The sequence below is a fragment of the Pedobacter chitinilyticus genome (assembly GCF_003313385.1).
GTDB classification, from domain to species: Bacteria; Bacteroidota; Bacteroidia; order Sphingobacteriales; family Sphingobacteriaceae; genus Pedobacter; species Pedobacter chitinilyticus.
In genome coordinates, this window is record NZ_QMHN01000004.1 from 298445 (window position 1) to 319804 (window position 21360).

15 protein-coding genes are annotated in these 21360 nt (G+C 39.1%); 8 read left to right on the forward strand and 7 right to left on the reverse strand.

The genetic code is table 11. The features are described 5' to 3' along the window. Nucleotides 1-2: 2 nt before the first annotated feature. The 3 genes from DUT70_RS14050 to DUT70_RS14060 all read right to left on the reverse strand — a co-directional run bounded on the left by DUT70_RS14050 (nucleotide 3) and on the right by DUT70_RS14060 (nucleotide 3371). On the reverse strand, nucleotides 3-509 hold the full coding sequence (locus DUT70_RS14050; RefSeq protein ID WP_113647977.1) for an LptE family protein: 507 nt from the start codon (nucleotides 507-509) through the stop codon (nucleotides 3-5). 10 nt (nucleotides 510-519) lie between these two features. After that, nucleotides 520-1755, reverse strand: a complete 1236-nt coding sequence (locus tag DUT70_RS14055) for a sigma-54 interaction domain-containing protein (RefSeq protein WP_113647978.1) — start codon at nucleotides 1753-1755, stop codon at nucleotides 520-522. 77 nt (nucleotides 1756-1832) lie between these two features. Further along, the gene (locus DUT70_RS14060; protein ID WP_113647979.1) at nucleotides 1833-3371 is read right to left on the reverse strand and encodes a MiaB/RimO family radical SAM methylthiotransferase; all 1539 of its coding nucleotides are present in this window, start codon (nucleotides 3369-3371) and stop codon (nucleotides 1833-1835) included. A gap of 138 nt (nucleotides 3372-3509) precedes the next feature. On the opposite strand from DUT70_RS14060, the gene DUT70_RS14065 reads away from it, so the two are divergent. The 6 genes from DUT70_RS14065 (at nucleotide 3510) to DUT70_RS14090 (ending at nucleotide 13934) form a co-directional block, all read left to right on the forward strand. After that, complete coding sequence (locus DUT70_RS14065) at nucleotides 3510-5216, forward strand: AsmA family protein (protein WP_113647980.1); 1707 nt, start codon at nucleotides 3510-3512, stop codon at nucleotides 5214-5216. 72 nt (nucleotides 5217-5288) lie between these two features. Further along, nucleotides 5289-7088: an AsmA family protein gene (locus tag DUT70_RS14070; RefSeq protein ID WP_113647981.1), complete on the forward strand. Its 1800-nt coding sequence runs from the start codon at nucleotides 5289-5291 to the stop codon at nucleotides 7086-7088. 60 nt (nucleotides 7089-7148) lie between these two features. Next, nucleotides 7149-7706, forward strand: a complete 558-nt coding sequence (locus tag DUT70_RS14075) for an RNA polymerase sigma factor (RefSeq protein ID WP_113647982.1) — start codon at nucleotides 7149-7151, stop codon at nucleotides 7704-7706. Between the two features lie 96 nt (nucleotides 7707-7802). Next, nucleotides 7803-8852, forward strand: coding sequence for a FecR family protein (locus tag DUT70_RS14080; protein ID WP_113647983.1), 1050 nt, complete (start codon nucleotides 7803-7805; stop codon nucleotides 8850-8852). A 110-nt stretch (nucleotides 8853-8962) separates the two neighbouring features. Then, entirely contained in the window at nucleotides 8963-12316 is a 3354-nt protein-coding gene (locus DUT70_RS14085; protein WP_113648169.1) for a SusC/RagA family TonB-linked outer membrane protein, read from the forward strand. Nucleotides 12317-12335: 19 nt separating this feature from the next. Further along, the gene (locus DUT70_RS14090; protein ID WP_113647984.1) at nucleotides 12336-13934 is read left to right on the forward strand and encodes a SusD/RagB family nutrient-binding outer membrane lipoprotein; all 1599 of its coding nucleotides are present in this window, start codon (nucleotides 12336-12338) and stop codon (nucleotides 13932-13934) included. 67 nt (nucleotides 13935-14001) lie between these two features. Here the strand turns inward: DUT70_RS14090 and DUT70_RS14095 are convergent, their stop codons facing one another. The 4 genes from DUT70_RS14095 to DUT70_RS14110 all read right to left on the reverse strand — a co-directional run bounded on the left by DUT70_RS14095 (nucleotide 14002) and on the right by DUT70_RS14110 (nucleotide 18729). Beyond that, nucleotides 14002-15069, reverse strand: coding sequence for a branched-chain amino acid aminotransferase (locus DUT70_RS14095; RefSeq protein ID WP_113647985.1), 1068 nt, complete (start codon nucleotides 15067-15069; stop codon nucleotides 14002-14004). A gap of 165 nt (nucleotides 15070-15234) precedes the next feature. Next, entirely contained in the window at nucleotides 15235-16200 is a 966-nt protein-coding gene (locus tag DUT70_RS14100) for a tryptophan 2,3-dioxygenase family protein (RefSeq protein ID WP_113647986.1), read from the reverse strand. Nucleotides 16201-16460: 260 nt separating this feature from the next. Then, nucleotides 16461-17759 carry an HAD-IB family phosphatase gene (locus DUT70_RS14105; protein WP_113647987.1) on the reverse strand — a complete coding sequence of 433 codons (1299 nt, stop codon included), beginning with the start codon at nucleotides 17757-17759 and terminating at the stop codon, nucleotides 16461-16463. 7 nt (nucleotides 17760-17766) lie between these two features. Beyond that, nucleotides 17767-18729, reverse strand: a complete 963-nt coding sequence (locus DUT70_RS14110) for an NAD-dependent epimerase/dehydratase family protein (protein WP_113647988.1) — start codon at nucleotides 18727-18729, stop codon at nucleotides 17767-17769. Between the two features lie 129 nt (nucleotides 18730-18858). On the opposite strand from DUT70_RS14110, the gene DUT70_RS14115 reads away from it, so the two are divergent. Together DUT70_RS14115 and DUT70_RS14120 are read left to right on the forward strand one after the other, a co-directional pair. Further along, nucleotides 18859-20040, forward strand: coding sequence for a formimidoylglutamase (locus DUT70_RS14115; protein ID WP_113647989.1), 1182 nt, complete (start codon nucleotides 18859-18861; stop codon nucleotides 20038-20040). 101 nt (nucleotides 20041-20141) lie between these two features. After that, complete coding sequence (locus tag DUT70_RS14120) at nucleotides 20142-21293, forward strand: redoxin domain-containing protein (protein WP_113647990.1); 1152 nt, start codon at nucleotides 20142-20144, stop codon at nucleotides 21291-21293. Nucleotides 21294-21360 lie beyond the last annotated feature (67 nt).

Genomic DNA, 21360 nt, shown 5'->3' on the forward strand with positions numbered 1-21360 from the left:
ATTTACCATTGCGCAAAAGCGCGGTTAAAAATGTTCTCTGTAAGTTGTGTGGTTACCTTTTTGATTAAAGCTGGTTGCTGAGTTTGTAGGTTTTGGTTAGCTGGAAATTCAGTGAAGGCACTAAATGTTTCGTTGAAGCTTGTTTTTACCTTTCCAGTGTCTAGGTTGTTGGTGTATTTTACTTCTACGGTAATGGTTAAGCGGGTAGCGCCAGCAGTGGGTTGCCTGTTATCGGTAAAAGCTACTGGTCTAAGGTCATATCCCGTAATTCTGCCTTCTATAATGGCATCGGCATCGTTTTGCGTAATGCTTAACCTACTTTGGGTACGTATGCGTTCTTTTAAATCTTCAGTAAAAGACTGCGCAAGTGTAGGAATTACCAATGGGGCGTTGTTTTCAAAAAACCTTACATTAAGGGTTTTCATTGCAGGAGGAATAGAAGCCCCGTTAAATTTATAGCTGCAACCTGCTACAACCACAACCGCTAGAAAAAACAATATTCTTTTCATCAGTATTGTATTAAAGATTTAACTCTTTTATTTTTCTGTAAAGCGTACGTTCAGAAATGCCCAGCTCCTGCGCTGCAAATTTACGCTTCCCTTTGTGTTTCTTCAACGCTTTTTTAATCAAATCCGATTCTTTATCTACCAATGATAGCGATTCTTCCACCTCTTCTGCATCATGGGCAAAATTAAAATCATTAGGCATATTTTGAGAGGGGTGCTTAATGGTTAACGTCGGTTCAGAAGAATGATTGTTCAAATCAACATCTTGATAAAGTTGGTTAATGTACTGCGGATTGTCGGCAATCACGTGGGCCATATTTCCACCACCATTTTGGATGATTTCTGCCACTAGTTTTTTCAGTTCAACCATGTCCTTTTTCATGTCGAACAGCACTTTGTACAGGATGTCACGTTCAGAAAAGTCCTCTTTGCTGTTGCTGCTTACCGCCATTGGTAGGTTGTTGTTCTGCTCGTTAGGGATATAGTTTAACAAAGCAGTAGCAGTTACATTGCGATCTTTTTCAAGCACACAAACCTGCTCCGCAATATTTTTTAATTGCCTCACATTTCCTGGCCAACTATAATTGCTCAGTATTTGGACAGATTCATTATCTAGCTGTATTCCTGGTGTACGGTATTTATTGCTGAAATCTGAAACAAACTTTCTGAAAAGCAGGTAAATATCATCTTTACGTTCCCTTAATGGCGGAATTCGCAAAGGCACAGTGTTTAAACGATAGTACAAATCTTCGCGAAATTTACCTTTACGCACACTTTCATAAACATCAACGTTGGTGGCCGCAATAATCCTTACATCCGTTTTTTGTACTTTCGATGAACCTACACGCAGGTACTCACCACTCTCGAGAATACGAAGTAAGCGGGCCTGCGTACCGAGAGGTAGTTCGGCAACTTCATCTAAAAAAATGGTACCACCATTAGCCACTTCAAAATAACCTTTACGGGCTTCATGGGCACCTGTAAAAGATCCTTTTTCGTGACCGAATAATTCCGAATCAATGGTTCCTTCTGGAATAGCACCGCAGTTCACGGCAATAAAACTTCCGTGCTTACGGGTACTCAATTGATGGATAATATGTGAAAAAACTTCTTTACCACTTCCACTTTCACCAGTAATAAGTACCGACATGTCCGTAGGAGCAACCTGACTAGCTGTATCTATCGCTCGGTTCAACAAAGGCGAATTGCCAATGATGCCGAAACGTTGTTTGATGCTTTGTGTATCCATTTTATCTTATTGGTGTTGCGAGTTATACGTTACGGGTTGTGAGCCCAGTCACGTAACTCGAAACCTGTAACTCGTAACTAATTTACCACTCGTCCAATTAAAGTGGCGGTAGTGCAGCGTTCCACTAACACATTTGCATAATCGCCAGGTTTTACCGAATCTGTTACAGGGAAAACCACCATCACGTTCTCGTCAGTGCGGCCTCTGTATTCCTTGTCAGATTTTTTAGAAAAACCCTCGATAAGTACTTTAACGGATTTACCCACAAAATTTTTAATGTAACTGTATGAACCTTCGTGCTGTTTTTGGATGATTTCATTCAAACGTCTCATCTTTACTTCTTCAGGAATGTCATCTTCATATTTACGTGCAGCTAATGTTCCTGGGCGTTCCGAATAAGCAAATTGGTAGGCAAAACTGTAAACCACGTAATCCATCATGCTTAAAGTATCCTGATGCTCTTCTTCTGTCTCTGTGCAAAAACCAGTAATAATATCTGTTGATATGGCACAACCTGGAATAATACGTTTAATGGCATCCACCCGGTTCATATACCACTCACGGTCGTAAGTACGGTTCATGAGTTTTAAAATTCGGCTGTTGCCGCTTTGTACGGGTAAGTGAATATAGTTACAAATATTATCGTACTTAGCAATGGTGTACAATACCTCATCGGTAATATCCTTAGGATGCGAGGTAGAGAAACGAACCCTTAGTTCAGGGCTTATTTCGGCAACCATCGCCATTAATTGCGCAAAATTTACACTGCCTTCCAGCGCTGCATGACTATGGTCGCCACGTTTTTCAGGCAAGTCGGTTTTGTTCACTAAAGCTTCCAATAACGCATCACCCGTTAAGGTGTTCATGTCATCTTGCAAGTCATCAGCTTTACTTTTTACTTCCTGTCCGTCTTTCCAGTGGTACGAATCTACGTTTTGACCCAGTAAAGTCACCTCGCGATAACCTTGTTCAAAAAGATGAATCGCTTCATTCACAATCGTTTTGGGATCTCTGCTACGTTCACGACCACGAGTGAAAGGCACTACACAGAAAGAGCACATGTTATCACAACCACGAGTGATGGAAATAAAAGCACTAATTCCGTTGCCCGTTAAACGAACAGGACTAATGTCTGCATAAGTTTCCTCACGAGATAAAATCACGTTTACCGCCTTACGGCCATCTTCCACTTCGCCAATCAGCTTTGGTAAATCACGATAAGCATCAGGGCCAACCACTACGTCTACCAACTTCTCTTCTTCCAAAAACTTAGATTTTAAACGTTCGGCCATACAGCCTAAAACGCCTACTACTAATTTTGGATTTTTGCGTTTCTCCACGCCAAACTGTGATAGCCTGTTGCGAACACGTTGCTCCGCATTTTCTCTGATCGAACAGGTATTAATGAAGATTACATCTGCATTATGATAGTCGGAAGTAGTTTCAAAGCCAGTTTCGGAAAGAATGGAAGCTACAATTTCACTATCTGCAAAATTCATTTGACAACCATAGCTTTCTATGTAAAGCTTTTTTCCGTCACCTTTTTTATCTAATACCAACGCTTCTCCTTGGCGAGATTCATCATGTGTTTTATCTTGAAGCTTGAAATCAATCATTAACAAAATTGTTTTAATGGGCTCCAAAAATACAAAAATTTAATCATAAATGACAGAATGGCAGTAATTTTACAATCTCTTTATCATCACAAACAATAAGGCCCTGATTTTGTCTTTAGAGGAACTAATAAAATTTTAATGGACAAACAGGCATTCTATCGTAAGCGTAAATTTTGGTATTGGACTGGCGGTATCGTAGGAGCTATTATTATCCTGCTGGGTATTGCCGCATTGGTTTTAAGTGCCAAATGGAAACCTACGCTAACCACAAAAATTAAAGACGGTGTAAAAGAAGCGTCAAAGGGACTGTATCATGTTGATTTTAAGGATATCCATTTGAATTTACTTACGGGAACAGCCGTTTTGGACAGCATTAGCCTTATACCAGACACTAACGTGTTCAATCAATTGCGGGCAAATAAGGAGGCACCAACCCATCTTTTTAAAATCAAACTAGCACATTTGAAGATATCGAGAGTGGGCGTGTTAACGGCTTACTTTAAAAAGAAAGTGGCCTTGAAAGCCATTATTTTGGACAAGCCTTCCATCGATATGATTTATCACAAAGTGTCCAAACGTAGGGATGCCGCGAAAAAGGAGCAAACGTTATACGAGTTAATTTCGAAGTCGCTAAAATCTATTTCAATAGGACAAATAAAGGTGCAAGATGCTGATTTCGATTACTATAACGGCAAACAAAAACTGAATGCAGTTAAACATCTATCTATAAATGTGAAGGATGTATTGATTGATTCACTGTCGCAATTTGATACCACAAGGGTTTTTCATAGTAAAAATATTGGGTTTGAGTTGTTAGGCTATCAATCGGTAACGAAAGATAAAATGTACACCTTAAAACTGGATACGATTAGAGGATCGGTTACGGGAAAAGATTTGGAGATAAGAGGCTTTAAAATGGTTCCGATGCACCCGAAACTTGCTTTTAGCAGAAAATATAGTGCACAAAAGGATAGGTACGATTTGAGTTTTCAAAAGATCAGCCTGGCGGGAATAGATTATGTAGGGTTGAATAATAATGGAGAACTTTATGTAAAAGAAGTGAATTTAGGACCAGCTAAGGTAGATGTTTTTATGAACCGAGAGTTGCCACCACCAAATATTGATAAAGCTCGGAATTTCCCTCATGTGGCCTTGCGAAGATTGCCCATTTCAACAGTGGTGGAACGTTTAAAAATTGCCAAGGTGGATGTCGCTTACGGAGAGTACAATCCCAAAACAAAGGAGATTGGAACAATCAAACTCAGCGGTTTAAATGGAACGGTCAGCAACCTGACTAATGATAGTGCCCGCTTATCCTCACAAAACCATGCTTATGCAGATTTAACTACCTATGTAATGGGTGTTGCACAAATGAATGTTAAAATTGACTTTAACCTCACGGCCAAAAATGCTGCTTTTCAATATAAAGGCACGGTAAAAGGTTTTGACTTAAAAGCCCTGAATGCCATTTCGAAACCTTTGGGACAAATAGCCATAGAAAGTGGGAAAGTAACGAGTGCCTATTTTGATGTCTCGACAAATAGTAGCGGCTCAAAAGGCGTGGTTAATTTCTTCTACACCGATTTAAAAATTAAAATGTTAGGTGAAGATGAAGATGGGAAAGAGAAAAAGAAAGGGCTGCTTTCATTTTTAGCCAATACCATTTTAATTAAGGATGATAATATTCCAGGAGAAAAAGCCAGAAAGGTGACGGTTATACATGAACGAGTGCCCCAGGCCTCTTTCTTCAACTTAATGTGGAAGACGGTTTTCAAAGGAATGAGGGAAGCCGTTGGTATTGGCATTGTACCGATGAAGAAAATGCCAGAACCGAAGAAGAAGTAATAGTTGGCGTTTACACTTTATCCGTGTAAAAATAATTTCCGTATCTTGGGTTGTTAACCCCGTTTTAACCCCATGACGCTAAAAAAGATTATCAAGAGCAGAAAATTTAAATACATCTCGTTTGTTTTCCTGTTTCTGGTAATCGTAATCCTTGGTGCTTCGTGGTATATCGCTGGAAAAATAAAGCCTCTTGTGCAGCAGGAACTTGGCGCTATCGTTAAAAAAGCTACCAATGGTCTTTATGATATTCATTTCGATGAGGTACGTGTTAATCCGCTAACAGGCAATGCCTCTTTAACCAAAGTAAGATTAGTGCCTGATACCGTTGCCTACCAAAAATTGGTGACTGAACAAAAGGCACCTAACAATTTGTACTTTATCAAACTCGAAAAACTGAGCATCAAGAAATTTCATCCTTTTAAAATCTATTTTGATAAACGTTTGGAGATTGATTTGTTGCTGTTTGATAAACCGCATATTACCATGGTGAATAAGTCTTTCGCTTTTAATGAAAATAAGCCGACTATCCCTGAAAAATCGCCATACGATTACATTAAATCTATTTTTGAAGCCCTGCACATCAAAACCATTGATTTTAAAAACGCAAGTTTTAAGTACGTTAATAAAAACGATTCGATAGTAGAATCAGATACTGTTTCCAACCTCAGCATCACTTTAAAAGATTGGTTAATTGATTCGACTTCAGCAAAAGACAAAACCCGATTTTACCTCTTGAAAGATGCTTATGTATATCTTAATAATTACACTTATGCTACCCCAGATAGCATGTATTATATCAAGGCGAGCCAGTTTGAATTTAGTGCCTCTGCAAAAAAGGTAAACATTAAAGAGTTTGCTTTAACCCCGCGTTACTCTGAAGAGGAGTTTGCCAGAATCAGCGGCTACGCTAGAGACCGTTATTCCTTACAGTTGAATAATATCGACTTGTCTGGGATTAACCTAAGCGCCTACCTTAAGCGAGGAGAGGTGTTTGCAGATGAAATGCATATTGCCAATGGGTTTCTGTCGGTGTTTAACGATAATTCTTACCCTAAACTGGTGAAAGACAAAACAGGTAGGTTTCCTCATCAGTTGCTGCAGAAAATCAAAATTCCCATTACGTTAAAGAAAATTTTACTGCAAAAGCTGGATATCAGTTACGCTGAGTTTGATGCGAGAAGTAAGCAAAGAGGCAGAATTAGTTTTAACAATACTTCTGGCGTGATTAGCAATGTCACCAATCAGGCCAAATACAAAAAAGTAAATCCCATTACGGAGGCTAATTTGGTGAGCCATTTAATGGAGCAAGGCAAGCTCACCGTTAACTTTAAATTTAATACCATTGCTCCTAAAGCCGATTTTACTTATCGAGGTCAATTGCAGGACATGGATGCGCGACAATTGAACTATATTACCAGACCATTGGCTATGGTACAGGTAAAAAGCTGTCTGATTCGTAAACTGGCCTTCGATATTAAAGCAAATGAAGATGTGGCTACAGGAAGGGTGAAATTTTTATACAACGATTTATCCTTAGGATTAATGAAGCAGCATGAAGGCGGACAGCGGCTACAGCGCTTGGGGCTTTTGTCTTTATTGGCCAATGCAATCATCATCCATTCCGATAATCCTTCGAACGACGGAAAGTTTACTGTGGCACCAATTAATTATAAACGTAAACCAACGGGTTCTTTTTTCAATTTTATTTGGAAAACTTTATTTCAGGGGGTGAAGTACAGTGTAGGTTTTACGCCACAGAAAATAGCAGAGATTAAAAGTTACACCACTAAGTTTGAAAATATGAAAGATGAACGTGAGAAACGAAGAATGAGGAGAGAATTAAGAAAATCTAAGCGTTTAAAAAATCGATAAACTAAGGACTGAATTTTTTATTCAGCGATAAATATTTAATATTGCGACCTAACTAACCAGATGGATAACCAACTAACTTACCAGTTGCTATGGGAAAGAATTTGCATGGGCGACCGTGATGCATTCTTTGACCTATACAAGGCGCTTTACTATCGTCTGGTTAATTTTGGTGTGAGGGTTTGTGGCAATACAGATTTATCCAGCCAAGCCACCGACCATGTATTTACGGCTATTTGGGAAAAAAGAGAAAACTTAGCTCGGGTAGAAAATGTAGAGGCTTATCTCAGGACCTTTCTTAAAAGAAAACTTTTGCGCCTTTTGGAAAGAGAGCGAAAAATACATGAAGCGCTTTTTAAAGCTGGCGACGAAGGCGAATGGATGGAAATGAGCTACGAGGAGTTTATCGTAAAGGTACAAAGCGATGAAATTGTTCGCTACCAACTTAAACAAGCCCTTGCGAAACTCACCTTTAGGCAAAAACAACTTATTCATTTAAAGTTTTTTGAAGGACTAAGCTATGAGCAAATAGCGGAACAAACCAATCAGTCCATAAAAACGGCCTACAATACTATCTACGATGCCTTAAAGGTATTACGTAAAGAGCTGAATAGCTTTTAAAAATTATAGATTTTTTTGACGATGTTTAAAAAAAGTTAAAAAATCTTTAGGAAAAAACTCCGATTTGTGGCACTGTCTTTAAAAGGTGCAATTATAATGATAGACAGGAGTAAATTTGAGGCTGAAGATTTTTTAATAGATGCAACATTCCAGCACTATTGTGCAGGTACCGACCAATTATCTATTGATTATTGGACCAAGTATATTTCACAACATCCTGAACAGCAAAAAACAATTGCCGAAGCCGAAAAGCTTTATCGACTTTTAAGTGGTAACAAGTCAAAACTGAATGAAAGAATCTTGGCATTCCAACAATCATTTGAGCAAGTTAAAGTTGTGCCGTTAAAGTCAAGGAGGATTTGGTGGTCCGTGGCAGCAGTGTTGTTAGTACTTGGTTTAGGTTCTATCTTTTTTGCTGAAGAAAAGTCCGTGCCAGTAGCCGTTTATGCCCAAACCTATCAAACCAAGGCGGGAGAACGGAAAAAAGTAACACTGCCAGATGGCTCAACCGTTTGGCTAAATTCGAAAAGTATACTTAAGTTAGACGAGAACTTTAATGAGAGTAACCGCTTAGTGTTATTGCAAGGCGAAGGTTATTTTGATGTTAAGCACAGTAAAAAGCCGTTTAAAGTTCAGACTTCAGAATTTGAAATCAACGTATTGGGAACGGCATTTAATGTGAAAGCCTATCCAGATGAAATTACCTCCGAAGCCACTTTGATTCGTGGTTTGATTACCATGCAGCCTGTAAATGGTGGCGGAATCATTACCCTAAAGCCAAGTCAAAAAATCACCCTGTATAAAAAGACGGCTGCGACCACGCTGCCTCAACAAAAGCGACAACTGAAAATCTCGCATCCAGAAATTACGATAGACCACTACCAATTGGCAAGAGATAGCACGGTGGTAGAAACGGCTTGGGTACAAAATAAAATAGAAATCTTAGACCAAGACTTTTTAGAGATAAAAACCATTCTAGAAAAATGGTACAACGTAAAAATCACATTTACTAGCCCTGAAATAGAAAAATATCGTTTCACGGCTACTTTTAATAATGAAACAATTAAGGAGGTATTAGATGCCTTACAACAAGTAGAAAAATTTAATTACGAAATAAAAGGAGATCAAATTAAGATATCAAAATAAAAAAGAAAGGACGATGTTGACGCATCGCCCTTCGCAATTTTTTTGATGTATTTATGGCAGTGTTCGCTAAAACACTGGCTGCCACAAACCGCAACCAAAACACAAACATAATGATTAATTATTACTTACCGCAAGAGCGTTTTAGGTACAGACGCCTCTTTAAATTTATCATCCTAATGAAACTGTCTTTTTTAGTGGTGTTCATTACCTGTTTAAACGTTTCCGCGTCGGTTTTCTCGCAAGAGAAAATTTCGCTAGATGTGAAGAAGGCCAAGCTTTCGAAGGTATTAAAGCTTATCGAGGAGAAGAGCAAATACCGTTTCGTTTACAGTTCAAACTATGTTCCCATTAACAAAGATGTGAGTATTAAAGTGACCAATATCCCAGTGACTGACGTGCTGAGCGAAATTTTGGAGCACACCAAGTTAAGCTATTCGGTTTCCGACCTAGGCCTCATTGTTATTAGCCGGGTAAAAGATTCTCCTATTAAAGGAACTGTTAAAGACGGAAAAGGGCTCCCATTGCCAGGTGCAAGCGTCAGGGTTAAAGGTACCAGCCGTGGTACCTCAACAGATGTTAATGGAGATTTCTCCATTATAGTGCCTGAAAATGCAGTTTTGGTTGTTTCTTATGAGGGATTTTCATCCCAAGAAATTGCTGTAGGAGGCAAAAAAACTTTAGACGTTGTTTTACAAGAAGACTCCAAGCAATTGGGCGAGGTAGTAGTTACCGCTTTGGGTATCAAACGTGAAAAAAGAGCATTGGGCTATGCCGTTAGTGAAGTAAGAGGTGAGGAATTGACCAAAGCAAGAGAACTTAATGTGATGAGTTCATTGTCAGGTAAAGTGCCAGGCCTAGATGTAAGTAGCACCGCTGGTGGTGCTGGTGCAGCAATAAGTGTCACCATTCGTGGCGTATCAAGTTTGAGCCAAAGCAACCAACCATTGTACGTGATTAACGGTGTGCCAATGGAGAATAAGCCAGTAGGCCTAAATAATGCCAACCCTAATGGAAATAAAGGTAGCCAATGGGATAATGCGCCAGATTTAGGTGATGCCGTAGGAAACATCAATCCCGACGATATCGAAAGTATTTCGGTGCTAAAAGGTGCTGCCGCTGCTGCGTTATATGGCTATCGTGCAAAAGGAGGCGTTATTTTAATTACCACCAAAAGCGGAAAAGGAAGTGGAATTGAATTTAATAGCAATTACGTGGCAGAGCAGGTGGTAGACCGTACCAACTGGCAATATGTTTACGGACAAGGTGCTAATGGCAGAAAGCCAACTACAGCAGCAGGAGCCGCTCAAGTGGGAGGATCAAGCTGGGGTGCTAAGTTAGATGGAAGCGATGTGATCCAATTTGATGGCGTGAATAGACCTTATTCGGCTCAAAAAGACAACATCGAAGATTTCTATAAAACAGGAGGGACTTGGACCAATACCTTGGCATTGAATAAAAGTTTTGATGGCGGTAGTATCCGTTTATCAGGAAGCGATGTCAATAACAACTCTATTGTACCTAATTCGGGCTTAAATAGACAATCGTTTAACTTCGCTGGGATTTTCACACCGATCAAACGTTTAAGTGTCGATGCTCGTGCAAATTACATTTTAGAGCAGGTTAAAAACAGGCCAATGGTTTCAGATGGTGCTGGTAATGCCAATTACAACGCTATCTTTTTGCCAACAAGTATTAACATCAATAGCTTGAAACCTTGGCGAAATGCAGATCAAAGCGAAAAACTATACAATTCGGGTAACGTGTATGCCACCAATCCTTGGTTCGCCGCTTATGAGTTTGTCAACAACACCAAACGTAATCGTTTATTAAGTTCGGTAACGGCAAAATATACCTTAGATAATGGTTTGTTTATACAAGCTAGAGCAGGCCAGGACAGTTACAACGATACCTATAAAAACGTGGTGCCTTCTGGTACTGGTTACTACGCCAATGGTAAAATTGCCGAACAAGCCACCAAGTTTTCGGACATTAACGCAGACGTGTTGGTCGGTAAAACATTCACCTTGACTGATGACTTTTTCTTAACGCCTAATTTGGGAGCAAGTTACCGTAAAACAGATGTGTCTCAAATGACTAATAATGGAACTGATTTTGCAATTTTTGGTGTTTATAATATTAAAAATGCCTTAAATAAGTCTGTAAATTATAGCGAGACCCACTCCGAAACACAATCTGCTTACGGAACCTTAGAGTTTAGTTATAAGGACTGGTTTTACTTAACAGGAAGTGCCCGTTCTGACTGGTTCAGTACTTTGGCAACACCGCTTAAGGATAATAAATTATACATCATTTATCCTTCGGTTAATGCTTCTTTTGTATTCTCGGAACTTTGGAAGCCATCTGTATTAAACTTTGGAAAAATTAGAGCTGGTTATGCTGTGGTAGGGCAGGCTACAGACCCTTATCAAACAGCATTAATCTACGACTTTATGAGCCAGAATTTGAATAATTCACCCTTAGGAATTATTAAAAATGGCAATATCCCTAATTCTTCACTGGTAGCTTCAGAAGCTTCAGAACTAGAATTTGGTACAGAATTGCGTTTTCTGAACAGCAGATTGAATTTAGATTTAACCTGGTATAAAAAACGTTCTAAGAATGAAATCTCATTTGTAACCACTTCTAGCACTACAGGTTATGCGGGTGCCGTATTAAATGCTGGTGAAATAGAAAATAAAGGTTGGGAAATGTTGCTGTCTGGACAACCACTAAAAACAAGAGACTTTATGTGGACTTCTTCTTTAAATGCCACTTATAATAATAATAAGGTACTTTCTCTAGCAGAAGGTGTAGACAACCAATTGATTGCTACTTCGCGTTCTGGTGTAGGTTTTTTACAAAATATCCCAGGTAAAGCAGCCTCTCAAGTGATGGCTTATGATTATAAATATGATGCTAGTGGTAAAATTATAGAGGATGCAAACGGACCCGCGAGAGGAGATTTAAAAGCCTACGGATCTGCCTATAATAAGTGGTTTGCAGGATGGAACAACGAGTTCAACTACAAAGGCATCAATCTTTCTATTTTAATTGATGGTAAATGGGGTGGTAAGATTTTTTCTGCTACTGATTATTATGGCTATATCTTTGGCTTGCATCAATCCACTTTAGCTAACAGAGAGACTTTAGATGCTCCAGGAAATGTAACTGCGGCTAAGTTTTACGAAAATACCGCTAATAATACTTCCTTTCGTTTTGTACAAGATGCCAGCTTTATTAAGTTGAGACAGATTGTATTAGGATATAATTTTCCAGCTAAAATGTTCAACAACAAAATTCAAGGACTTAACGTAAGTTTCGTAGCAAGAAACTTGGCCATTCTGATGAAAAATACCGATAACATCGATCCAGAATCTAGCTACAATGCAACCTTCCCTGGTCTTGAATTGGGAGGTGTTCCTCCAGTTAGAACCTTTGGATTAAACCTAAACGTTAAGTTTTAAAACCTAAAAAACGATTGACATGAAAACAAATTTTCTTAATAAATATAGTTTGCTAGCGATCTTTGTATTGTTTCTTGGCGCAGGTTGCACTAAGGATTTCAAGGATATCAATACCGATCCGGTAGCATATGGGCCAAGCAGCTTTGACCCAAATTATATGCTGTCTACAGCACAACTAACTTACACTGGCAGTATCGATTTCTCTTATGATACTTGGCGTGGAAATCTGATCTATTGCTCCACCATGATGCAAGGTATGTCTACGGTAGTAAGCTATTGGGCAGGCGATAAGTATATGTTAAATGAAGGTTATACCGCTGCTTATTGGGGGAACGGTGCCGTTGGAGCATATATTGAACAAGTTCGCCCAATTGTAGATGCCGTAGAATTTGCCAAAGGAAATGCAAAATACAGTAATTTATACAATATCGCCCGTATTTGGAAGGCAGTAATTTTCGCCCGATTAACCGACTTGTATGGAGATGTACCTTACTTACAGGCAGGGCAAGGCTATTATACGAGCAACTACACGCCGAAGTACGATAAGCAACAAGCCATATACATGGATTTACTGAAAGAAGTGGATGAGGCTACTAACGCTTTAAATTCTGCTGGAGATAAAGTAGTGGGAGATGTTATTTATAAAGGTGACATAGAGAAATGGAAGCGTTTTGGTAATTCCTTCATGTTGCGTTTAGCTATGCGTTTGGTAAAGATAGATGAAAACACGGCCAGAACGTATGCTACTAAAGCTATTGGTAAGACACTTACTTCTAATGCAGACGATGCGATCGTTACTCATGACACCCAAGGAGATCGGGTTACTCAGAACAGAAATAGCCAAGTATTATTGGGCGACGGTGGACAAGAACATTATTATGTAAAATGGTCTAAAACTTTTATCGATTTGTTAAAAACGACAGCAGATCCTCGTTTGGGGAAAGTTGCAGTGACCAAATTGTATTTAAGCGATGGTTCTAAGACTCAAAACGCAAATTTTGATGCCAATCCTTTAGTGCAAAAAGGAATGCCGAATGGTAAGGACTTAAGTAGTGTGCCTAGCCAGAATATCAGCTCTGATCCATTTTATACCACGATGCCAGATTATTCGTCTCCGCATCCTAATATGTTGAAGAGAAATGGCGTCACTTTCATTTTATCTTATTCACAAACAGAGTTGTTGCTTGCGGAAGCTGCTCAACGTTGGGGGATTGGTGGTAGTGCAGCTACGCATTACAATGCCGGTGTAAAAGCGGGCATCACTGGACTTAGTCCGTATGATGCAAGCATGGCTATTGCAGGAACTACGGCAGATACTTATTTATTGGCAAATGCTTATAATACTGCAACAGGTTTGCAGCAAATTAATACCCAATATTGGGTGCAATGTAATGTGCAGCTTGATTTTTATGAGACCTGGAGTAACTGGAGAAGAACTGGTTTTCCTGTGTTAACACCAGTGGTTTTCCCTGGTAATGCGACTAACGGAACTATTCCTCGTCGTTTCCCATATCCAGTAGAGGAAGCAGCTAAAAATGGTGCGAATTATCGTGAAGCTTCTGCGGCAGTTCCAGGAGGAGATAATTTGACCGGTAGAGTTTGGTGGGATAAACAATAGCGCTCAATATTAAATGAGAAAGGCCCCGCATGTGCGGGGCCTTTTGTTTTTTAAGAAAGAAAAGGGATTACGAAATCACCCAATTCCAACCAAAAGTATCCGGAGCTAAACCATATTTAATATCATTTAGCTTTTTAGCAATACTGTTAGAAACGCTTCTGGTCGCAGGATCAGTTAAAGTATAATCTTTACCTTGATAACTGATCTCACCAATGTGTGTTACTGTAGCAGCGGTTCCTGCAGCAAAAGCTTCAGTTAATCTTCCGTTTTCAATACCCTCAATAATTTCTTTTACTGAAAGTCTTCTTTCTTCTACTTCAATGCCATCAGCTTTTGCCAATTGAATAATGGTATCTCTGGTTACCCCGTCTAAAACCGTAGTTCTTACCGCTGGAGTTACTAGTTTACCATCAATAACAAACATTAAGTTCGCCGTTCCCGCTTCTTCGATAAACTCGTGAGTTTGAGCATCAGTCCAAATTAATTGGTCGAAACCTTCTTTTCTGGCAACTTCAAATGGGTATAACGAACGAGCGTAGTTTCCTGCAGTTTTTGCATAACCTACACCACCATCATCAGCTCTAGTAAATTCAGTTTCTACTTTAACTTTTAATGCTTTGCTGTAGTATTTTCCTGTTGGCGTAGTTAAAATTCCGAAGGTATAACTGTCAGATGGTCTAACCCCTAAGTAAGGGTCAGTAGCATACATTACAGGTCTAATGTAAAGGGCATAATCCTCTTGTGCAGGAACCCACTTCTCATCAATATTAATTAGCGTAGCCATTCCCTGCATGAAAATTTCTTCAGGAACTTCGGCCATTGCCATTCTTTTTGCCGATTTATTGAAACGCAGGAAGTTCTTGTCTGCTCTAAAAATGCTGATCTTTCCGTCAGGCAGTCGATAGGCTTTAATACCTTCGAAAATAGCCTGTCCGTAATGCAGGGCAGAAATGGCAGGGCTCATAGGGATTGGACCATAAGGAACTACTCTAGGATTTTTCCATTCACCATCCTGATAGTCGCACAAAAACATGTGATCGGTAAATACTTTACCGAATGGCAATTGCGAAAAATCAGTAACGGTAAGGCGAGTTTGCTCAACCTTTGTTACTTTGATGTCTAATGTTTCGGTCATTTTATAACATTTTTTTAAGATAGCTTTCAATAGGTCGTCATTTCGAACGAAACGTAGTATCGGAACCTTTTACTACCCTCGAAAATGACGGTCGTTTTAGCGACCTCGTGTTTATTTGCTGCAAAAGTACTAAAAATCAAGTGTTTTTTAAGCCTTTACAAAGATTTAATGTTTGTTTTTTAGTGTTTGCAGCACACTAAGTACCCATCCTTTTCCCCATTCTTCCGTCTGCTCATCCGTCCATAAAAACGGGTAGAAAATTCTTTTTTGAAAACGCGGAGGCAAGTACTTTTGCCAATTGGTTCCTCCCGTTGCGGCAATATCTACAGGATCTTTTTCGAGATACCTTACTGCCGATTTATAGTGGGATAAAGGCCACTCCACGTTGACATAAAGGTCTAGTTTGCGTAGTTCTTCTGCTAATTCGCTTACCTCTTCGCCTTTTGCTTCCAATTGTTTGTATAGTGAAGCAAAATTGCTGTGCTCTCTTTCTTTGGCCAATGCTAAAAACTGAGCTGCATATTTATTGATGAACTGTTTTAGGGTTAAAGTCTGTTTACCAGTGGCAAGCTCGGTGGCACCGAATTTCCAATAGATGTATTCGAATTTTTCTTCGATGCTGGCTCCTGCGAGTGCTTCTCTCTTGCTTTTGTCTACCAACTGGGTAAAATCTGTGGCTGATATTTCAATCATGCGGTATTGCCCGCTTTGAAAACCACTTGCAGGTAGTAGCGACATACGGAATTTTAAAAACTGTTCCTTTTCCATGCCATTCACCATCACTTCAAAAGAGGTAGTGAGTGCATTGAAATAAGCATTTATCCTTTTTACACGCTCGGTGAAAAACTTCGCGGTTAAATTTTCATGCGTTGCAATTTGTTTGCACTCGTGTAACGATAGCTTGAAATAAAGCTCTGTTATCTGATGATACATGATGAAAATTTCCTCATCTGGGAAAGGTGTTTTTGGACTTTGCAAGCTCAACAAAGTATCCAAGTGAATGTAATCCCAATAGGTGAGGAAATCGGCGTATAAAAGGCCATCAAGGTACGAGACCATATCTTGTCCCATGGCTTCGTATTTTTCCTGAAGTAGGGCTAATTTTTCTTTAATCTGTGGAGTAAGTTCCATTTGTTTTATCTTAAAATAAAAGGGTTTGCTAATTGAAATTCCTCTAGCGTAAAAGGAGGAAAATAAAAGACAATAACTAGCTTGGCCTATCTATGATAAGAGTGAAATTGAAAATCTGTATCCACGATGAAGATAGCATGGGACTATTTTTAGGCGTTTTGTCATTCAGAGCGCAGCGAAGAATCCCTTTTGGGTTGTATTTGAAATTCTTCGCTACGCTCTGAATGACAGTGCCGATTGTTAAATAACGCTAATCAAATTTAATACAATACCCTAAATTTTATGGTATGTTCAATTTTCTTCAATGATTTGAACAATTGCTTATCGTACTGGGCGTTAATATCGGTAATGGCATAGCCGATGGTGCTATTGGTCATTAAGAACTGCCCTACAATATTAATGTCATGTTTTGCAAAAATGGTGTTGATTTTTGCCATGATACCTGGTACGTTTTTATGGATATGGATTAATCGGTGCGATTTATCAATAGCTGGCAGTTGTAAATTAGGGAAATTGCAGCTTAAATATGTGGTGCCCTTATTCATGAAGTCGGCTACACGTTTAGGTATAAACAGCGAGTTTCTTGGATTTGCTTTAGCATCATCAAAAACAACAATGCCCATTTCATTGCAAATTTGTAGCGATAACTTGTTTCTGGCATTTCCCAAATAGCCAATGGTTTTAAGCTTGACCGCTCTTTTCAACTTTTCTTCTTCAATTTTTTCGCCATTGGCTAAAATCAACATTCCTACGTCAGCCACATATTTCTCTTCAAATTCAGTTTTATGGCGAATAGAGAAACCATCCTTTTTAAGGAAGTTAATCGTGTCGGCAGGAACATCGCCTATTACCAGGCATAAGATTCTGTTCTTAGGGTATGATATCGCCCTTGGCAAATTATTTACATACAAAAACTCGTCGAAACTTGGGGTAACGTGGTCGGCTTTAGTGACAATGCTTTCTCTGGCGATATTCTCCGTAAAGGCATAGAATTTTTTGATCAAACCACTTTCGCGAAGTTGAAAATCAGAATAGCCATCGCCAATACCATATAAATCGCCCTGCAAGTTCAATTGCTGCATCAGTTTTACTTTACCACCTTCTTCGCTTAGCGGATTGGCATGGTCATAATCTATAATTTTACCATCACCTGTAGTAACAAAGGTATTGGCATAAATATTTTCTTTTTTGATATGGTATTGACTTACTACTGGTGTAATAAATTCCTTAAAACCACCAGAAACAATCAGTACTTCATCCGCATGTTTTTTAAAGAAATCCGCATTGCGAGAAAAAGATTTTGATACTTTCTTTTTTAAATGCTTGATGAGTTTTTGCAGGTGTTCTTCATTGGCTTCGAGCAGTTTTACACGTTGGGCCAAGCTTTCTGAAAACGACAGTTTACCTTCCATGGCTAAATTGGTGTAGTCCTCTATCTTTTGGTAGATGGCTTCACGCTCGGGATGCTTGGCTAAGGAAATACGGGCTAGTTCGTCTAAGGCTTCAACTTGGGTAAATGTGCTGTCAAAATCAATGATGTAAAAGTTCTGCTGTTTCATCTGGAGTTTATTTCAAGGCATTGCATACTTCTGCAATACTTTGGTCTAGGGATTTAAATTCGAAGTTTAGGGTGTCTTTTATTTTTTGGTTGCTATAATAACTGAGGTTAAAGCTGCTGCGGGCGGCATCTTTGGTGAGGTCGGGAGCTTTGCCAGTGAAAATGGAAGCCAGTTTGGCTGCTCTCCAAGCAATGCCCAACATCCAAGGTTTTGCTGCTATAGCTGGTGCTTTAATGCCAAAGCCCTGAGCAATTTGAGCAAAAAAATCTTTGTAATGCAGGTTGTCGGCACTTAAAGTAAATCGTTCAGCGGTAATTTCACTATTCATTAGCAAAATCATGGCTTTGGCCACATCTTCTACATCTACAATGCCCGTGGCACCATCGGTGTAAAACTTTAGGCCATCTTTTACCAATTTAAAAATTGCGCCACTACCGTTGTAGCCCGCATTTTTGCCAATTATTACGGCTGGATTTACAATCACGGCATCCAACCCTTCGGCTACGCCACGCCAAACTTCCATTTCGCCTTCATATTTTGAAATGGCATAGTTGTGCGCTTTGGCATCATATTCCCAAAAATGCTTTTCGGTAATGAGCTGTCCTTCCTTGGCAATGCCCAAAGCTGCAATGGAACTTACGTGCAATAAACGCACATTATTTTCCATACAAAGGTTAACAATATTGGCTGTACCTTCAATATTGATCTTAAATAGCTGTGTTTTATCTTTAGGATTAAATGATACAGTTGCTGCACAATGATAAACATGGGTAATACCCTCAAAGGCATCGGCAAGGCTTTCGGTCTCATTCACATCGGCCAAATGCCATGTTAGCAATGGGTTGTTTTGTAGCAAGGCAGGAACGGTAGAACTGGCTCTTTTGATTGCTCGTACCGCTATATTGCTGTCGGTAAGCTGCTTCACCAATTCTGCTCCTAAAAAACCCGTAGCGCCTGTAACAAGTATCATTTCATTTTTTTAAGGATGTTAGAGCCTGCTTTTTAGCGAAACAAGGGATATTTAAAACATAATTTTAAACAGGCTCTTAATATATGCGCCCAAAAATAGATATTTGGGGGCAAACATTTAAATAGCTTTATGACTTTGTCTGATTTTTTTTCTCCAATAGACCCAGAAAAATTTACGCCTAAGAAAGGTTTCTTAACCAGTCAGTTGGGGATGAAGGTAGAATTTTTTACCGACACTTTTCCAGAATTGGAAGAAGGCAAGTACGATTTAGCCATTTTGGGAGTAAAAGACGATAGGGGAGCAGTACACAACAACGGCTGTTCTTTAGCGCCAGATTATTTCCGCGAACAATTTTACCTGCTTAACGAGGGACAGGTAAATACCAAAATAGTAGACCTGGGGAACATTGTTGCTGGACAAGAAATTTCGGATACTTATTTCGCTCTAAAAACGGTAGTTGCCGAATTGGTAAAGTTGAATATTGTGCCTATTGTTATTGGTGGAGGGCAAGATTTGACCTATGCGCAATATATGGGATACGAGCATTTAGAGCAAAAAGTTGATTTATTGGTGGTAGATAATCGTTTTGATATTGATGAAGATGATTCGGAAGGTGTGGCTACCACTTCACAAAGCTATTTAAGTAAGATTTTCCTACATCAGCCCAATTATCTGTTCAATTATAGTAACATGGGCTATCAAACTTATTTTGTAAGTCAGGATAGCCTGCGTGTAATGGATAAACTTTATTTTGATGTACACCGTTTGGGAGAATTCGTCTCAGATCTTTCTGTTTCTGAGCCTGTCATTCGTAACGCCAATATGGTAAGTTTTGATATGGGAGCTATTCGTTCCAGCGATGCTTGTGGGAATATGAACATGGTGCCCAATGGCTTTTATGGCGAGGATGCTTGTCGCATTGCGAGATATGCGGGAATGAGCGATAAACTGACTTCTATTGGTTTTTACGAATTTAATCCAGCTTTTGATAAAGGAAGTCAAACGGCCATGTTGCTTTCGCAGATGGTGTGGTATTTTGTAGATGGATATTATGCCAGAAAAAAAGATTTTCCATTAACTCCGAAATCTCAATACATTATTTACCGGGCAACGGTGAATGATGGCGCTACTGAAGTAAACTTTGTAAAAAGTAAAAAGTCAGATCGTTGGTGGATGCAGGTGCCTTACCCAGCAAATGGCTCTAAAAACGAACGTTTTCACTTAGTGCCTTGTCGTTATGACGATTATAACACGGCTGTTAAAGGCGAAATGCCCGACCTGTGGTGGCGTACTTATCAAAAACTCATTTAAGAATATCAAAGAACTACTAGATATTCGTATATTTGAGTAACAACTTATTATACTAAACGGAATAGGTTCTTTTGAACTTTATATCACTAACACTTTAAACAATGAAAAAAATAATTCTTTCTGCCTTATTGCTTGCTCCTGTGGCATTAATGGCTCAATCAGATTTTACCTTAAAGGGGACAACAAAATCCGTAGCCAATGGCAATAAAGTATACTTGGTATACGCTGAAAATGGCCAGAGATTAACGGATTCTGCTATTGTAAGTAATGGTTCTTTTGAATTCAAAGGAAAAGTTACTGCGCCAGTAATGGGTAATTTGTTCAATAATGTAAATCCATATAAAAAAGGTGCTAATACCCGTAATATGGACTATACAGCATTGTATATCGAACCAGGAAACATCACCATTAACAGTGCCGATAGCTTGAAATCGGGCGTAGCTGGTGGTACTCAAGTAAATATTGACAATGCAAAATTGAATGCTTTGTTGAAGCCTTTCACCGAAAAAGAGAAAGCATTGAACGACGAATATTCGAAATTTACCAAAGAGCAAAAAGAGGATGAGGCTTTTATGGATGCTTTTATGGAGAAATACAATGCCGTTAGAGACCAAAAGACCCCTGTTTATTTAGGCTTCGTTAAAAACAATCCAAAATCATATATCAGTATGGTTCAATTGGCTTCTCTAGCTTCAAATGATAAAGTAGTTGGTGAAGTAGAGAAACTATATGCAGCGCTTTCACCAGAATTAAAAGCCACTAAAACAGGGCAAAACATTCCTAAAACGATCGATGCCACTAAGAAAACTGCAGTTGGTGTAGCGGCAATGGATTTTACACAAAATGATCCTAATGGTAAAGCTGTAAAATTATCAGACTTTAAAGGTAAATATGTGCTGATTGATTTCTGGGCATCTTGGTGTGGTCCTTGCCGTAATGAAAATCCTAATGTAGTGGAGGCTTTTAATAAGTTCAAAGATAAAAACTTTACGATCCTAGGTGTTTCTTTGGATGGTGGTAATACTAGAACAACTAAAGAGCAATGGTTAAAAGCAGTGGAAGATGACAAGCTGGCTTGGACACAAGTATCAGACATGCAAGGCTGGAACAACGAGGTTTCTACTGCTTGGGGAATCAGAAGTATCCCTGCTAACTTTTTAGTTGATCCAAACGGTAAAATTGTTGCAAAAGACTTAAGAGGTGGTGCATTGCATAAAAAACTTGCAGAGCTTTTAGACAAAAAAACAAAATAAAATCTTTCGAAAGATTTCAATAAATGGGCTTCTACTTAAAGGTGGAAGCCCTTTTTTTATGATAACG

Excerpts from the sequence above, each read along its gene's own strand:
- DUT70_RS14050 (WP_113647977.1), bottom strand. The coding sequence starts at position 509 with ATGAAAAGAATATTGTTTTTTCTAGCGGTTGTGGTTGTAGCAGGTTGC.
- DUT70_RS14055 (WP_113647978.1), bottom strand. The coding sequence starts at position 1,755 with ATGGATACACAAAGCATCAAACAACGTTTCGGCATCATTGGCAATTCG.
- DUT70_RS14060 (WP_113647979.1), bottom strand. The coding sequence starts at position 3,371 with ATGATTGATTTCAAGCTTCAAGATAAAACACATGATGAATCTCGCCAA.
- DUT70_RS14065 (WP_113647980.1), top strand. The coding sequence starts at position 3,510 with ATGGACAAACAGGCATTCTATCGTAAGCGTAAATTTTGGTATTGGACT.
- DUT70_RS14070 (WP_113647981.1), top strand. The coding sequence starts at position 5,289 with ATGACGCTAAAAAAGATTATCAAGAGCAGAAAATTTAAATACATCTCG.
- DUT70_RS14075 (WP_113647982.1), top strand. The coding sequence starts at position 7,149 with ATGGATAACCAACTAACTTACCAGTTGCTATGGGAAAGAATTTGCATG.
- DUT70_RS14080 (WP_113647983.1), top strand. The coding sequence starts at position 7,803 with ATGATAGACAGGAGTAAATTTGAGGCTGAAGATTTTTTAATAGATGCA.
- DUT70_RS14085 (WP_113648169.1), top strand. The coding sequence starts at position 8,963 with ATGATTAATTATTACTTACCGCAAGAGCGTTTTAGGTACAGACGCCTC.
- DUT70_RS14090 (WP_113647984.1), top strand. The coding sequence starts at position 12,336 with ATGAAAACAAATTTTCTTAATAAATATAGTTTGCTAGCGATCTTTGTA.
- DUT70_RS14095 (WP_113647985.1), bottom strand. The coding sequence starts at position 15,069 with ATGACCGAAACATTAGACATCAAAGTAACAAAGGTTGAGCAAACTCGC.
- DUT70_RS14100 (WP_113647986.1), bottom strand. The coding sequence starts at position 16,200 with ATGGAACTTACTCCACAGATTAAAGAAAAATTAGCCCTACTTCAGGAA.
- DUT70_RS14105 (WP_113647987.1), bottom strand. The coding sequence starts at position 17,759 with ATGAAACAGCAGAACTTTTACATCATTGATTTTGACAGCACATTTACC.
- DUT70_RS14110 (WP_113647988.1), bottom strand. The coding sequence starts at position 18,729 with ATGATACTTGTTACAGGCGCTACGGGTTTTTTAGGAGCAGAATTGGTG.
- DUT70_RS14115 (WP_113647989.1), top strand. The coding sequence starts at position 18,859 with ATGACTTTGTCTGATTTTTTTTCTCCAATAGACCCAGAAAAATTTACG.
- DUT70_RS14120 (WP_113647990.1), top strand. The coding sequence starts at position 20,142 with ATGAAAAAAATAATTCTTTCTGCCTTATTGCTTGCTCCTGTGGCATTA.